At 66.9% G+C, this 15,104-nt stretch carries 11 protein-coding genes; 3 read left to right on the forward strand and 8 right to left on the reverse strand.

Annotation, left to right across the window (positions count from 1 at the left end):
• Positions 1–3 precede the first annotated feature (3 nt).
• Positions 4–1,296 carry a diguanylate cyclase gene (locus KYT87_RS25425; protein WP_255593543.1) on the reverse strand — a complete coding sequence of 431 codons (1,293 nt, stop codon included), beginning with the start codon at positions 1,294–1,296 and terminating at the stop codon, positions 4–6.
• Between the two features lie 109 nt (positions 1,297–1,405).
• On the opposite strand from KYT87_RS25425, the gene KYT87_RS25430 reads away from it, so the two are divergent.
• Positions 1,406–2,275 (forward strand): GNAT family N-acetyltransferase, encoded by an 870-nt coding sequence (locus KYT87_RS25430; RefSeq protein WP_219991147.1) that lies wholly within the window; start codon positions 1,406–1,408, stop codon positions 2,273–2,275.
• Between the two features lie 18 nt (positions 2,276–2,293).
• On the opposite strand, the gene dcd is transcribed toward KYT87_RS25430, so the two are convergent.
• From dcd to apbC, 4 genes are read right to left on the reverse strand one after another with little or no spacing between them, the layout of a single operon-like run.
• Positions 2,294–2,857, reverse strand: a complete 564-nt coding sequence (dcd, locus tag KYT87_RS25435) for a dCTP deaminase (RefSeq protein ID WP_006221748.1) — start codon at positions 2,855–2,857, stop codon at positions 2,294–2,296.
• Positions 2,858–2,899: 42 nt separating this feature from the next.
• On the reverse strand, positions 2,900–6,994 hold the full coding sequence (locus KYT87_RS25440; protein WP_255593544.1) for a translocation/assembly module TamB domain-containing protein: 4,095 nt from the start codon (positions 6,992–6,994) through the stop codon (positions 2,900–2,902).
• Entirely contained in the window at positions 6,991–8,886 is a 1,896-nt protein-coding gene (locus KYT87_RS25445; protein ID WP_104141915.1) for an autotransporter assembly complex family protein, read from the reverse strand. Before KYT87_RS25445 ends, KYT87_RS25440 begins: the two co-directional genes overlap by 4 nt.
• A 3-nt stretch (positions 8,887–8,889) precedes the next feature.
• A complete protein-coding gene (gene apbC, locus KYT87_RS25450; protein ID WP_120157003.1) occupies positions 8,890–9,978 on the reverse strand; it encodes an iron-sulfur cluster carrier protein ApbC in 1,089 nt (362 codons plus the stop codon).
• A gap of 101 nt (positions 9,979–10,079) precedes the next feature.
• Here apbC and KYT87_RS25455 point away from each other — a divergent pair, with 101 nt between their 5' ends.
• Entirely contained in the window at positions 10,080–10,355 is a 276-nt protein-coding gene (locus tag KYT87_RS25455; RefSeq protein WP_006221752.1) for a hypothetical protein, read from the forward strand.
• Positions 10,356–10,611: 256 nt separating this feature from the next.
• On the forward strand, positions 10,612–12,678 hold the full coding sequence (gene metG / locus KYT87_RS25460; protein WP_104141912.1) for a methionine--tRNA ligase: 2,067 nt from the start codon (positions 10,612–10,614) through the stop codon (positions 12,676–12,678).
• Positions 12,679–12,754: 76 nt separating this feature from the next.
• Here the strand turns inward: metG and KYT87_RS25465 are convergent, their stop codons facing one another.
• The 3 genes from KYT87_RS25465 to KYT87_RS25475 all read right to left on the reverse strand — a co-directional run bounded on the left by KYT87_RS25465 (position 12,755) and on the right by KYT87_RS25475 (position 15,045).
• Complete coding sequence (locus KYT87_RS25465; protein ID WP_219991148.1) at positions 12,755–13,492, reverse strand: sulfurtransferase; 738 nt, start codon at positions 13,490–13,492, stop codon at positions 12,755–12,757.
• A 114-nt stretch (positions 13,493–13,606) separates the two neighbouring features.
• Positions 13,607–14,404, reverse strand: a complete 798-nt coding sequence (locus KYT87_RS25470; RefSeq protein ID WP_046805113.1) for an META and DUF4377 domain-containing protein — start codon at positions 14,402–14,404, stop codon at positions 13,607–13,609.
• Between the two features lie 110 nt (positions 14,405–14,514).
• Complete coding sequence (locus KYT87_RS25475; RefSeq protein ID WP_219991149.1) at positions 14,515–15,045, reverse strand: META domain-containing protein; 531 nt, start codon at positions 15,043–15,045, stop codon at positions 14,515–14,517.
• Positions 15,046–15,104: the final 59 nt, after the last annotated feature.

Consider the following 15,104-nt stretch of genomic DNA (forward strand, 5'->3'; position numbering starts at 1 on the left):
GCCCTACGCCGCCGCCCCGCGCCGCCGCGTGCCGTAGGCGCACACCTGATTGCGGCCACCGTCCTTGGCTTTGTACAGCGCCTGGTCGGCCGCCTTGATGACCGCGTCCGGCGCACGCAGCGCGTCGCCCCGCTCCGCCACGCCGATGCTTACCGTTACCCGCAGCGGACGCGGGTTGCGCGCACCGCGCGCACCGCGCCGGCGCTGGCCCAGTTGATCTGCCTTGGGTCGCGCGGGCTTGTCGCGCAGGCGCATCTGGTAGGCCTCGATTGCGCGGCGCACCGCTTCCAGGTGCGGCAGGCTTTCCGCCGCCGTCTTGCCCGGAAACACCAACGTGAATTCTTCGCCGCCGTAGCGATACGCCTGCCCACCGCCCGGCACGCGCCGCAGCTGCGACGCCACCATGCGCAGCACCTGGTCGCCCACGTCGTGCCCGTGCGTATCGTTGAATGCCTTGAAATGGTCCACGTCGGCCATCGCCAGCGTGTAGACGCGGCCCATGCGTTGCAGGCGTTCGTTCAGCGCGCGCCGGCCCGGCAAGCCGGTCAGCTCGTCGCGAAACGCCATGTGAAAGCCTTCGTGGGCCAGTGAAATGCACAGCGCCGTCAGCGCGGCGGCGGACATCAGGGCCAGTTCGATCGGATGCTGCGCGCCGCGCGGCAATGCCCACGCCATGCACACAAACCCCAGCCATTGTCCGGCCTGTTGCGGGCGGCCATAGCGCAGCAGCAACAGGGTCAGCGTCAGGCCGGTGCCCAGCAACGCCACCAGCGCCTCGACCGGCACGCCAAGCCGCGCCAGCTTGCCTTGCAGGGCAAGCGTGCCAAACACTTCCACCAGCCCTTCTTTGCCGACCAGCGCAATGCCGGCCATGCCGACGGCAATCAGGCCGATGCGCAGCGTCAGGTCCAACAGCATGCTGGATCGTTCGGCCCACAGCGCATTGATGGTGTAGGCAATGGCCCACCACGCCAGCGCGGGGCCCAACGCCCATGGCGCCTCGCGCGCCAGCGTCGGCCATACCGCCGTGGCTGCCAGCACGCACAGCATCAGCGCCATCGTTTGCGAACGCTGATACATCAAACAGATGGCCGCGCCGATCAGCGCCATCACCCACGGCACGAACGGCACGATCAAGGTCAGCGCGGGCGGCCACTCGCGCCACAGCATCAGGCCTACCGCGGCGGCCACTGGCAACGCGGGGTAGAACAACAGGGGCAGCCAGGGGATATGGGGGTAACGCACGGTGGGGGCCTTGCTCGCTTGCAGAGATGACGTCGCCAAATCGGCAAACATATATATCCTTTTTACGGTCGCCGGCGGGGGTTCTTTAGCGCGGTTACCGCTGTGTCGCCGGCCCCTGGCGCGCGTGATATGTTTTCATCCCCGCCGAAGGAATGCCGCCATGCAGCTGCTTGTGAATATCGATGTGCCCGATCTTGAACACGCCATCGTCTTCTACGAACGCGCCTTCGGGCTGACGCTGCACCGGCGCCTGGGGCCGAAAGCGGCTGAAATGCTGGGCGCCAACGCCCCCATCTATCTGCTGGAAAAGGCGGCTGGCACCAGTGCGGCGGGTGCGTCGGGTGCCGCGGGCGCGGCGGCGCCATCGCGCGATTACGCCCGCCATTGGACGCCCGTGCACCTGGACGTCGTCGTGCCCGACGTGGACCGGGCCGTCGATCAGGCCGTCGCCGCCGGCGCCATCCTGGAAGGCCCCGCTGCCACTCACGCCTGGGGCCGCATCGCACACCTTAGCGACCCGTATGGCCACGGCGTCTGCATCCTGCAATTCTTGGGACGCGGCTATGACGAAATCACGAGCGATCAGGTGCGCACCCTGCCCGTCTCGGCATCCGACTTCGATGCGCTGGCCGACATCCGCGTGCAGGCCATGCGCGACAGCCTGGAACGAGTGGGCAGATTCGACCCGGCGCGTGCCCGGGAACGGCTGCGCGCCAATTTCCACCCGGATTGCACTTGGTGGATCGAACATGCCGGAAAACGGGTGGGGTTCTATGCCCTGCGGCCGGACGGCCAGGGCCTGCGGCTGGACCACCTGTACCTGGTGGCCACCGCGCAGGGACAGGGCCTGGGCGGCCGCGTCCTGCAAAGGGTTCTGGATGACGCCGACAGCCAGGGGCTGCCGGTCAGTGTGGGCGCGCTGCGGGGCAGCGATTCGAACCGGTTTTATCGCCGGCACGGGTTTGTGCAGACGGCCGAGTCGGAATGGGATATCAACTACCTGCGCCCGGCGCCGGGGCACGCGGGCTAAGCCGCCAGCGCCCCCCGATCAGGTGCGCGGCAGCGTCACGCCGCGTTGGCCCTGGTATTTGCCGCCACGGTCGGCGTACGAGGTCTCGCACACTTCGTCGCTTTCCAGGAACAGCATCTGCGCGCAGCCTTCGCCGGCGTAGATTTTGGCGGGCAGCGGCGTGGTGTTCGAGAATTCCAGCGTGACGTGGCCTTCCCATTCGGGTTCCAGCGGCGTCACGTTGACGATGATGCCGCAGCGCGCGTAGGTGCTTTTGCCCAGGCAGATGGTCAGGACGCTGCGCGGAATACGGAAGTATTCCACCGTGCGGGCCAGGGCGAACGAGTTCGGCGGGATGATGCAAACATCACCCTTGAAGTCCACGAACGAGCCTTCGTCGAAGTTTTTCGGGTCGACGATGGTGGAATTGATGTTCGTGAAAATCTTGAATTCATCGGCGCAGCGCACGTCGTAGCCGTAGCTGCTGGTGCCGTAGCTGACGATGCGCCCGCCATTGGCCGTGCGGACCTGGCCCGGTTCAAAGGGTTCGATCATGCCGGCGTCGGCCTGGCGGCGGATCCAGCGGTCGCTTTTGATGCTCATGGTGGGAATGGTGCTAAAGGGGTGAAGTGGCCGTCATTTTACTCAGTTCCCCCAGAACGTCCGGTACACCAGCGCGATGCCGTTGACCGACCCGCCCTTCAAGTCCACGGAAAGCCCGCGCGCCAGACGGTAACTGGCCCGGCCCACGGTGTCGCTGCCGGCCAGCGCCTGCTCCACGCTTAGCGTGATGCCGTTGGCGAAAGACTTGCTGGCCACCAGGAACTGGGTTGCCAGCTGGCTGTCACTGTCCCGGTTTACGTCGCCGGCCACCGTGCGGTCGGGCAGGATGCTGCCCGAACTGCCGATATTGCCGGTGCGCACGCTGACATCGTCCAGCCCGAACTGCTTGTAGAACGGCTGGCCGCCGCCCAGCAGCGCGGTGCCCACCGACACCAGCAAGGCCGCGTCGCTGCCGCTTTCGTCGGGTCCGCGCCCCAGCAGCAGCCAGGACAGCTTTTCGACATCGCTGACGTCCGGGTAGGACACCAGGTCGATACGCGGGCGCTGCGCGGTGCCGACCACCTTGACGCCGGCCTCGACCTGTTCGCCCGTGCGCAGGGCTTCGATGTCCAGCAGCGGGTTGTCCAGCCGGCCCTGGAACGTCAGCGTGCCCCGGCTGAGACGCAGCTTCTGGCCATAGGCCTCGATGCCGCCGCCCCGCGTGCGCAACGCGCCCACGCCGGTCAGCCGGCCGTCATTGAGCAGAATCTGGATGGAGCCCAGCAGCCCGGCGTCCAGCCCCATGCCCGTAATGTAGAAACGCGGCCCCATGTCGAACTTCAGGTTCATGCTGGTTTGCAGCGGCGTGGACACCGTGGCGCGATCCTGGCCCGGATGAATGACTTTGACGTCGTCATCCAGCGACGGCACGCCCTGCAGGATTTCCAGGCTGAACCACCCGGCGTCAGCCTTGAGGTCACCCACGATGTCGATGCGCGGCATGGCGGCCGTCAGCGTGACCGTGCCGGAAACCATGGCGTAGCGGTCCGAGCGCTGCAAGGCCGGAAAGCGGTACAGCGTCAGCTTGATGTCGCCACCGCCGTCCATGATGTTCCACTGCCCGCGCGCCTCGGCGTAGCCGCCCTTGGCCTCGGGGTTGGTCGTGATCCATTCCTTGGTGCGCCATTCGGCCGGCATCACGCGCAGCGATGCCGGAAAGCGCAGGCTGTCCAGCACCAGCCGCTGGCCGTCCAGCCGCGCCGACAGCGTGCCGTCCACCAGGCGCACGCCGTCGTCAATGCGGACCAGGCGCAGCTTGTCGCCCCGGATGTTGCCCGTGGCCGACCATTTTCCGGCCAAGGTGCCTTGCACCTCGACGTTGGCCTTGACGGCGCCGCCCACTTCCATCGAATCGCCCACAAACAGGCCGACCCAGGCCAGATCGGCAATGTCGGCGTCCAGCTTGGCACGCAGCGGCTGGCGCTCGTCCAGCGCCATGCCGCCCTTGGCGTCCACGCGCAGCACGGCGGTGCCGGTGCCGTTCACGGTGCCCATCTTGGCGGTAGCCAGGTCGATTCTGGCGTCCAGGCGGCTGGCGTTGGGCGACGTGGGCGTGGCCGTCAGGTCCAGCACAAGTGCCTTCAATCCCAGGGGGACGGGCGGGTCGCCCGGGATCAGCAGGTCGCCTTCACGGCGGGCAATGCGCGCCTTGCCCGCCAGGCGGCCGTCAAATTTCAAGTCCCAAAGCAGGTCCAGGGCGATGCGGCGCTGGCCCTCGGGCACCATGGCGTTTACGCGCGAGGGGCCCTTGCCCAGCTTGGCGGCGGCCTCGGGGTCCAGCGCGCCAATCACCTGGCGGGCCATGACGGCCGTGATGACCAGGTTGTCGGCCTGGCCGGCGGTTTCCCAGCGCTTGCCACCGCCGCGCGAGCCTTGGTGCGCCAAGGTCAGGCGTTCCTTGCCCGGCAGCGTCACGCTGAGAACGGTCTGGCCCACCTGCCACTGCCATTGCGGGTGCACGGCCGACGGCAGATAGGCCAAAGAGACCGGCCGGTCTGCCGCCACGATGAACCCGGCGCTATCGGCCGTCAGCTTGGAAAAGGTGCCGCGCCAGCCCACCAGCGCCGCGTCGGGCTGGCCCGCGGGGCCCTTGCCCCAGCCGCCGGCAAAGACGATATTGGCTTTGGCCGGCGCTTCGCCCAGCACGCCCGCGCGGGGCTTGGCGGGGGTGTAACCGGCGTTCAGCTCGCCGCGATGCGCCGCGATATTGCCGGCCAGCTTGCCCTTGAGCTCGGCGCCGCCCGGGATGCCGGGCCAGAAGGCGTCCAGCTGCGGCGCCTGCGCGTCCAAAACCAGCGCGCCGTCGGTGGCGTCCATCTCGCCCGATGCGCGGATGCGGTTGCGACCCAGCTTCAAGTCCACGTCCAGGCCGTGAATGCGCAGTCCGGACAGCGGGTCGGAGGAGGCGGTGGGTGCGGTCGTTGGCGCTGTTGTGGAGCCCGCTGGTGCGGGTGCCGGTGCGGGTGCCGGTGCGGGTGCCGGTGCGGGTGCCGTTGCGGGTGTCGGTGCAGGTGCCGTTGCGGGTGCCGTTGCGGGTGCCGGCGCCGTCGCTGTTGCCGGTGCCGCGGCCGGTGCCGATCCGGGCTCGGTTGCGGCGATGTCCACTTGCGCTTTCACGCCGCCCGTCAGCGGCTGCTTGTTCCAGCGGGTGCCCTCTTCGAAACGCAGGTCAATGGCGGCATGGCGCAACTGGCTCAGGTTTTCAATGTCGGCCTGCACGTCGCCGCGCACCGTCAGGACTGCCGGGGGCACGTCCTTGCCCAACCACGGCGCCAGATCCAAACGCTGCGCGCTGATTGTGCCGGTGATGCGGTCGCGGCCGGCGACTTGGCCGGCGCCCGATTGCAGGTCGAACTGGGCGGCCAGGGTCGACTTATCCGGCAGCTGCGCGTTGGCGCGGGCGCTGCGCAGGATCAGGGCGGTGCGCGGGGCCAGGTCGGCCACCACGTCCAGCAGCATCCCCGACCCGGCTCCGTCCAGCTTGGCCTGGATGCCATCCATCGACCCCGCCGCATCGGCGCGCAGCACGACCTGGCAGGCGGGCGCGGGCGGGCCGGCGATCTCGGAAGTAGCGGCTTTGGAGCCGGCGCTCGCGCCCGGCCCGGCGGCCACATTGGCGTCCCCCTTGGCTTTGGGATTTACCTGTGCGCTTGCTGTGGTCGTCCGCGCATCGGCTTTGGTGCGGCCCTGATTGGCTTTGGAGTTCGCCTGCGCATCGGCTTTGGAGTTCGCCTGCACGTTCGCGTCGGACGCCGGCGCATTGGCTTTGGAGTTCGCCTGCGTGTTGCTCGGTGCGCTGCCGCGCGGTTTCGCCGGGGTTCTGGATTGCGGCGCAGTCCGCGCGCCCGGTTGCGCCGTGCGTTCGGCGCCGGCGGCGGGCCTGGCTTGCGACGTCGTGTCCCCTTGCTTGCCCGTCGCGGCCGGACCCGCCGCGAATACGCCCCCTAATCGGTCCGCCTGACACAAGGGAGATTCGGGGCCGGAACCGCGCGCGGTCACATCCAGGCGCGCGGCGAACGGCCAGGGGTCGGCCATGCCTTGCAGCTGCGCTTCGCCCGACACCTGCGCCTCGCCCACCTCGTGGCCAACCCGCAGCGACGCGATGCGCAGCTGCGCGCCTTGCTTGCCGGCCGCGAACGTCGCGCTAAGGTCGCCCAGCGTGACCGGCAACGGCTGGCCGTCCTGCACCAGTTGAAAGTCACCCAGGGCCAGGCGGTCCACGGCAATATCCACGGGCAGGGACGGCAAGGAAAACGGCTCGCTATCGTCCGGCGTGGCGGGCGCCCCGGCTGACGGGGCCAAGGCCACGCGCACCGATTCCGCCGACACGTCGCGCACATGCAGCCGCCGCTGGCCCAGCGCGCGCCAGTCCACATTCAGATGTAGCCGGCTGATATCAACGCGCGTGCCGCCCGCGTCCAGGTCCAGCTTGCCCACGGTCACGCCGCGCAACAACGATCCGTTCACGTCCAGCGCCTGGCCGTTCAACTGCTGGGCGGCGGTGGTCAGCAACAGCCGCGTGCCGCTTTGCGACCCCACCATCCAGAACAGGAAGCCGGCGGCCAGCAACAGCAGCATCGCCAAACCCGGCAGCCACCACACCAGCACCTGCCGCAGGAATTTGCGCAACAGCTTCAAAACGCGATCCCCAACGAAAAGTGCAGACGCAGGTCGCGCTCGCGCTGGCCATAGGCCACGTCCAGGAACAAGGGGCCGGCGGGGGTGCGCACCCGCGCGCCGACGCCGTAGCCCACCGCCAGGGACATGTCGCCGAAGGACTCGGCGGCATCGCCCGCGTCCACGAACACGCCCATGCCCCAGCGTTCGTTGAAATAGTGGTCGTATTCGACGCTACCTACAACCAGCGTCGGCGCGCCCACCACGGCGTTGTCGCGTTGCACGCCGATGCTTTGATATTTGTAGCCGCGTATGGACCGCGCGCCGCCCGTGCGAAAGCCGAAGTCGTCCGGCACCTGCACCTTGCTGCTGGACCACACGCGGCCGACCTCGCCGCGCACCGTCAGGACGTCCAGCTTGCCGATGGGCCACCATTTCTGCGCACGCAGGCGGGCGCGGGTATAGGGTTCGCCGGTGTCCAGCGTCACGCCCACGCCGCCGCCCACGGCAATCAGGTTGCCTTCGCGCGGGTCATATTTGTTGTCGACGTCGCGGCGCAGCCATTCGGCCGTGGCGGTCAGCGTGGGCAACGTATATTCATCGCCGCCGTCGATTTTTACGTGGTCCTGTGCCAGCAGCAGGCCCCAACGCGTTTCATATTCGACGCGGCTGTCGCCCGCGCCCTTGCGCTCTTGCAGGCGCGTGGCGCCCAGGGCATAGCGGGTTACATCCAGGCCCTGGATGTCGGAATGGTCGGCCAGCACGCCAAACGAATCCTTGTAGCCGCGCTCGGTGGGCGGCAGCAGGAAGTCGGCGTAGGCGCGCTGACGCAGACGGTCCACGCTGAAACCGGTTTCCATGGTGACGGGTTGGCCGAAGACCACGTTCTGGCGGTATAGCGATTCCACGCGCACGCCCGCCTCGTCGTCCACGCCGATCGACGCCGTGAAGCGCTTGGGCGGCGCTTCCACCACGCGCACCTGCACGGGCAAGGTCACTTCGCCATCCGAGTCATAGGCGGGCGGCGGCGGCGGCACCGCGCCCGACACGGTCGGGTCGCCCGCGGGCGTGGCGGCGGCCACATCGGCAGAGCCGGGCGCGCGGGCGCGATCGGATTTCACGTCGGCCGCCTGCGGCGGCGTGCTGCCGGGCGGCTCCAACGACACGAAGGCGCCGCGAAAGAAGGCCGTGGATTGCAGGTCCTGCTGCCAGGTATCCAGCCGGTTTTGATCGTAGGCGGCCCCGACCGAATAGCGCACGTAGCGCTGCACCAGCTTGTCCGGTACGCGCTTGAGGCCTTCAGTGGTCAGCTCGCCCATGCGCACCTGCGGCCCGCTGTCCACGGTCACCTGCAAGGCGGCGGTGGCCGTGTCGGCCATGATTTCCGCCTGCGATGCCGTCATGCGCGCCAGCATGAAGTCGCGCGTCGATATCTCGTCCAGCAGGTTCGACTTGGCGCGGTTCCAGTCACTATTGATAAACGGCTGTCCGGCCTTGAGCTGCCAGTCGTCGCGCAGCTTTTGCACACGCTGGGCGAATTCCGGACGCGTGATGCGGCCGGTGAACTTCAGGTCCACGGACGAGACGGTCGTGCGCTTGCCCGGCACGATGCCGATATCCCAGGTTTCCCCGCCGATATCGGTGCCGGATTCCAGCGTTACCGTGGGTGAAAAGTAACCCTGCGTGGCCAGCGCGGCCAGCGTGGCGTCGCGCGCACGGCGTCGCAGCCGGTTGATTTCGCCCCCGTCCTGGTCTTCAGCCAGCCGAGCGATGGCATCAACGGCCTCGGTAATGGCCGTCAGCGCGGCCGGCGGCACGCCGCCCGGGTCCACGATGACTTCCGGCCGCTTGGCCAACGCCTCGGCTGAAAACACGCATAGTCCTGCCAGAATGGCGCGGGCTGCCCATTGCATGTGTCAGGTCGGCTGCTGGACGACAATAGACGGGAATTTTCCGGCCATATCACGCGGTAGCGCGGCCACCCCGGCGGCCAGCTTGCGGGCAATGGCACGATAAAGCCCGGCGGCTTCGCTACCGGCATCCGACACCACGGTGGGCTTGCCGGCGTCGGTTTGTTCGCGGATGGCAAGCGTCAGCGGCAGGCTGCCCAGCCAGGGCGTTTGATACTGCTCGGCCATGCGCTGGCCGCCGCCTTCACCAAAAATGTGTTCGGCATGACCGCACTGCGAGCAGATGTGAATGGCCATGTTTTCGACCACGCCCAGAATCGGCACTTCAACCTTCTGGAACATGCGCAAGCCCTTGCGGGCGTCCAGCAGCGCGATGTCCTGCGGCGTGGTCACGATGACGGCGCCCACCACCGGCACCTTCTGCGCCAGCGTCAACGCCACATCGCCCGTGCCGGGAGGCATGTCGACGATCAGGTAATCCAGGTCGCGCCAATTGGTCTGGCGCAGCAACTGTTCCAGCGCCTGCGTCACCATCGGGCCGCGCCAGATGGCGGGGGAATCGGCGTCGATCAGGAAGCCGATGGAATTGGCCTGCAAGCCGTGGCCCGTCAGGGGTTCCATGCTTTTGTTGTCCAGGCTTTCCGGGCGGCCCGAAATGCCCAGCATCGTGGGCACGCTGGGTCCATAGATGTCGGCGTCCAGCACGCCGACCTTGGCGCCCTCGGCCGACAAGGCCAGCGCCAGGTTCACGGCGGTGGTGCTCTTGCCCACGCCGCCCTTGCCCGACGCAACGGCAATGATGTTGCGCACGTTGGGCAGCGGCTTCAAGCCCTTCTGCACCGCGTGGGCCGCAACCTTCCAGGTGATGTTGATGCGGGCGTCGGGAACGCCGGCCTGGGCCAGCGCCGCAGCCGCCACGGCGGCCACCTGTTCCCGCACGCCGTCGGCGGGATAACCCAATTCCAGGGTGACGGCCACGCGGCCGCCTGTCAGGTCGATGTCACGATCTTTTACAGAAACGCCCAGGTCCAAACCCGTGTTGGGGTCGCGCGCCGCGCGCAAAGCGGCGCGGATGTTTTCTATCGTTATACTCATGTCACTATGGTTCCGTAGGCAGCGCGGCTTCTGCGGGCCGCCATCCCCTAAAGGATAGCGGATACGCGGGAACCTTTCGCTGCGTTTTGCATCCGACCTTCATGACCAACACACTTATCCGCTTCTTCCGTGCCGTCCTTTTCGCCGCCCTGGCCTTGATCGGTATGGCGATGGCGCTGGTCTTCATGCTGTCCACGGCGCTTGCCGTGGCGATCCTTTACGTGGTCGCCAAGGTGCGCGGCAAACCTTTCGGCGTCCGCGCCTACTGGAGCCAGCGCCAAGGCGCCCGACCGGGACCCTTCCAGACCGCCACCGCCCCCTTCGCCACGCAACCGCGCGGCGATGTGATCGACGTCGAAGCTCGCGAAGTTCGCTAACGTCGGCATGACCTAAACGCTTGCGCCGCGTGCGGCGCAAGCTTGCCGTTGCCTTTGCCGTCGCCCGGTACGACCGCCCGGACTGCCCGCGCCGGGTACCGCCACCGACTGCCGGCCGCCACCCATTCCAACCCGCCTGAATCGCGCCCGCGCGATCGGCGGGTTGCGTCGTTATCGGGCCGCGCCGGGGCAAGTCCACGCCATTGTCCTAAAATGGCCCGCCAAACCCTTTTTCCCTCCCCCTCTGTCGACAACCATGTCTCGCACCCTATTTGTCACCACAGCGCTGCCCTACGCCAACGGATCCTTCCACATCGGCCACATCATGGAATACATCCAGGCTGATATCTGGGTGCGTTCGATGCGAATGGCGGGCCACACGGTGCATTTCGTGGGTGCCGACGACGCGCACGGCGCGCCGATCATGTTGAAGGCCGAAAAAGAGGGCATCACGCCGCAGGCGCTGGTGGCCCGCTATGCCGCTGAACGCCCGCAGTACCTGAACGGCTTCCACATCCGTTTCGACCACTGGCATTCCACCGATTCGGCGGAAAACGTCGCGCTGTCGCATGACATCTACCGCGCGCTGCGCGAACAGAACCTGATCGAAACGCGCTCCATCGAACAGTTCTACGACCCGGTCAAGGGCATGTTCCTGGCCGACCGCTACATCAAGGGCGAATGCCCCAAGTGCCACGCCAAGGACCAATACGGCGATTCCTGCGAAGTGTGCGGCGCCGTGTACGCGCCCACCGAACTCATCAACCCGTATTCGGCGCTGACCGGCGCGACGCCGGTGCTGAAGTCGTCCGACCACTTTTTCTTCAAGTTGTCCGATCCCCGTTGCGTGGAATTCCTGCAGCAATGGACCACCGGGTCCAACGCCAACGGCGGCAAGCACTTGCAGCCGGAAATGCTGGCCAAGACGCGGGAATGGCTAGGCGCCGAAGACGGCGAGGCCAAGCTGGGCGACTGGGACATCTCGCGCGATGCCCCCTACTTCGGCATTGAGATCCCCGACGCGCCGGGCAAGTACTTCTACGTGTGGCTGGACGCACCGGTGGGCTATCTGGCGTCGCTGAAGTCGTACTGCGCGGTCAAGGGCCTGGACTTCGACGCCCTGCTCGACCCCAACGGCACCACCGAACAAGTGCACTTTATTGGCAAGGACATCGTGTATTTCCACGCGCTGTTCTGGCCCGCCATGCTGAAATTCGCCGGGCGCAAGACGCCGGACGCGGTCAATGTGCACGGTTTCATCACCGTCAGCGGTGAAAAAATGTCCAAGAGCCGCGGCACCGGCATTTCGCCGCTGCGCTATCTGGAGCTGGGCATGAACGCGGAATGGATGCGCTATTACATCGCCGCCAAGTTGAACGCCCGCGTCGAGGACGTGGACTTCAACCCCGAAGATTTCATCGCGCGCGTCAATAGCGACCTGGTCGGCAAATACGTCAACATCGCCAGCCGCGCCGCCAGCTTCATCACCAAGCACTTTGACGGCGTGCTGGGCTATTCCGGCGACACCGCCGCGTTGTCGGCCGAATACGCCGAACAGGCCGAGTCGATCCGCGCCGCTTTCGAGGCACGCGAATACAACCGCGCCATTCGCGAGATCATGGCTTACGCCGACCGCATCAACCAGGCGTTCGACACCGCGCAGCCGTGGGTGCTGGCCAAGGGCCTGGCCACCGCCGACGACGCGCAAAAGGCCGCGTTGCAAGACATCTGCTCGCGTTCGCTGGCCGGCTTCAAGGCGTTGTCGGTGATGCTGGCGCCGGTGCTGCCGTCGCTGGCCGAGCGCGTCGCGCTGGAGTTGTTTGGCGCCCAAGCGCCGTTCACCTGGGCCGATGCCGCCGTGCTGCCGCAGCGCGTGGCACCGTTCAAGCACCTGATGCAACGCGTGGAACCCCAGATGCTGGAAGACCTGTTCGAACCGCCCGCCGCCCCCGTCGTTGTGCCCGGTGGCGAGCCCGTTGCCGAAACCATTTCCATCGACGATTTCGCCCGCGTGGATCTGCGCATTGCGCAGATCGTCAACTGCGAACACGTCGAAGGCTCGACCAAGCTGCTGCGCCTGACGCTGGACGTGGGCGAAGGCCGCCACCGCAACGTGTTCTCGGGCATCAAGTCGGCCTACAAGCCCGAAGACCTGATCGGCAAGCTGACCGTCATGGTGGCCAACCTGGCGCCGCGCAAGATGAAGTTCGGCGTGTCCGAAGGCATGGTGCTGGCCGCCAGCCACGCGGACGAAGCCGTGGACGCCGGCATCTATGTGCTGGAGCCCTTCCCCGGCGCCAAGCCCGGCATGCGCGTGCGTTGATCGGCGCATCCGCCTGACGCAAAAAAGGCCCGCCGGTAATGGCGGGCTTTTCTTTGGCAGACGGCCCGGGCCAGGGCTACGGCTGGGTGGGCGCCAGCTCCGGGTCCAGCGAATGGCGTTCGTCGAAGACGAAGCATTTGCCGTCATACCCGACGCCGCCGGTTTCCTCGAAATACTTCAGGATGCCGCCGTCCAGCTGATACACGTTGGGAATGCCCGCCTCGTTCATGTAAATGGCGGCTTTTTCGCAGCGGATGCCGCCCGTGCAGAAGCTGACCACCGTCTTGCCTTCCAGTTCGGCGCGGTGCGCCTGTACGGCGGCCGGAAACTGCGTGAAGCGTTCGATGCGCCAATCGATGGCGTTCTTGAACGTGCCTTCATCGACTTCAAAGGCGTTGCGCGTGTCCAGCATGACGACAGGGCGGCCGGCATCGTCGGCGCCCTGCTTAAGCCAGCGCGCCAGCGTCCTGGCGTCCACCCCCGGCGCACGGCCCGCTTCAGGGCGGATGGTGGGGTGGTCCATGCGAATGATTTCGCGCTTGATCTTGACCAGCAGCTTGCGAAACGGCACGCCTTCGCTATGGCTGAATTTCACTTCCAGGTCTGCAAAGCGCGCATCAGCGCGCAGCGTTTGCAGGAAGCTGTCGATGCCCTGGGCGGAACCCGCCAGGAACAGGTTGATGCCTTCTTCGGCCAGCAGGATGGTGCCCTTGAGCCCGCAGTCGCCAGCCACGGTCAGCAGGTGGGCGCGCAGGTCGGGCAGGAGATCCAGCGAAACGAATTTGTAGGCGGCGATATTGACGACGGCAGTCATGGCAAAGCAATGCAAAGCGGTGGGCGAAGGCCGTAATAGTAAACGCTGGGCGGATCGTTCCGTAGGCGCGAGCGCCGGGCAGGCCACGCCGCCCAGCGCCCGGCTTGATCCGTATCAACGGCTGACGATTTCCTGCTCGATCACCGCGTCCAGCACCCAGCGCGTGGTTGAAGCGCCCGGCGGGGGGTTCGGGTCGGTCACTTCAACCACGCGCAGCCGGTAACGGATGCCCGGCTGAAACTGAAAGCCCGTGATGTCGCCATACCAGTACTGCCACGGCTGCGAGGCGCTGTCGCGCACCTGATAGCACAGCGCGCGACCGGCGCCCCCGTTGCAGGGCACGCGCTCGGCATTCACATAGACCAGCTTGGTCGGCCCGGCTTGCCCGCCCGCCACCGGGTCCACGCGGCGGCCAAAGTCCAGCGTGTCGCCGCTGGCAAGCACCCACGTCATGCGCTGCGGGTTGTTGGTGTTGTCCAGCGACGTCGCGGTGATGCGCGTCAGGCCGGCCAGGAAGTCCTGCTCAAGCTGCATGTTCTGCGGCGCGCACGCCATCATCGTGGCGACCGGATTCGCTTGCACGATCAGTTGGCCGTTAGCCACGGTATAGGGCGCGTTGTATTGGTTGCAACCCGCAAAGCCCGATACCCGCGGCGCACCTTGTACATGGACGAAGCTGACAGTCAGGGGACGCGAATTCGACGAGGGATGCGGAATCGTCCGCAAGCCGCCGCCCGGCAAGGTCCAGCGCGCCAGGTCCCAACTGGTCTGGGCCAGGATGTCGGAGGCGGAAGCGGGTTGGAAGCGGCGGTCTTGCCCATCGGCGGCGCGATGGGACGGGCCGGCGCAGGCGGCCAGGGCAACGGCTAGCGCGCATGGCGCCAGGCAGCGCAGGGTAGCGGTAAAGGGCATGGGCGGTCTCCGCACGTAAACACGTCAGCACGTCAGCACGTCAGCAAGTCGGACCGCGCCACGGCGCGATGCCGGGCGCGGAAAGGCGACATTATCGCGCTGCCAAGGGCTTACGGCGTGGGCGGGTCCTGACGGCGTTCAAATTCCAGCACGTCGCCGCCGCGCAAGTTGAACGTCAGGTGCCGGGGCGCGCCACCGCTGTCCAACGTGAAGGTGTCGATGGCGGTCAGGCCGCGCAGGAAGTCGGCTTCAAGCTTGGCGCGTTCGGGCGGCACGCAAGCCATGCGAGTGGTGGCCGGGGCGTCGATAAACAACTTGCCGCTTTGCAGCTTGTACGACCCCATATAGCGGTTGCAGCCGGAAAAACCGTTGACGCGGTACTGCTTGCCTTGCGCCAGAAAGGTCAGCTGCACGGGCTCGCCATTATCACCGTGGGGGATGTCGCGCTGGGCGCCGCCCGTCTGGGTCCAGCGCACCAGTTCCCAACTTGTCTGGGCCAGGGAATCTGCACTGGTGGCGGCATTGGCCGCGGCGGCGCCTTGCGGGCGCGCGCCTCCGGTGGACCCCGCGCAACCCGCCAATGCCAGGGTCAGCAGGCTCAGGCACAGCAGCCGGCAACGCGAAGACAGAGGGGTAGACATGAATAGGTCTCCTAAAGGTTTCATAGCCCCGACTGTAACCGGCACAGGCCTGTAACGTC

Origin of the sequence: Achromobacter sp. ES-001, assembly GCF_019448355.1 — a bacterium.
Classification (GTDB): Bacteria; Pseudomonadota; Gammaproteobacteria; order Burkholderiales; family Burkholderiaceae_B; genus Achromobacter; species Achromobacter spanius_B.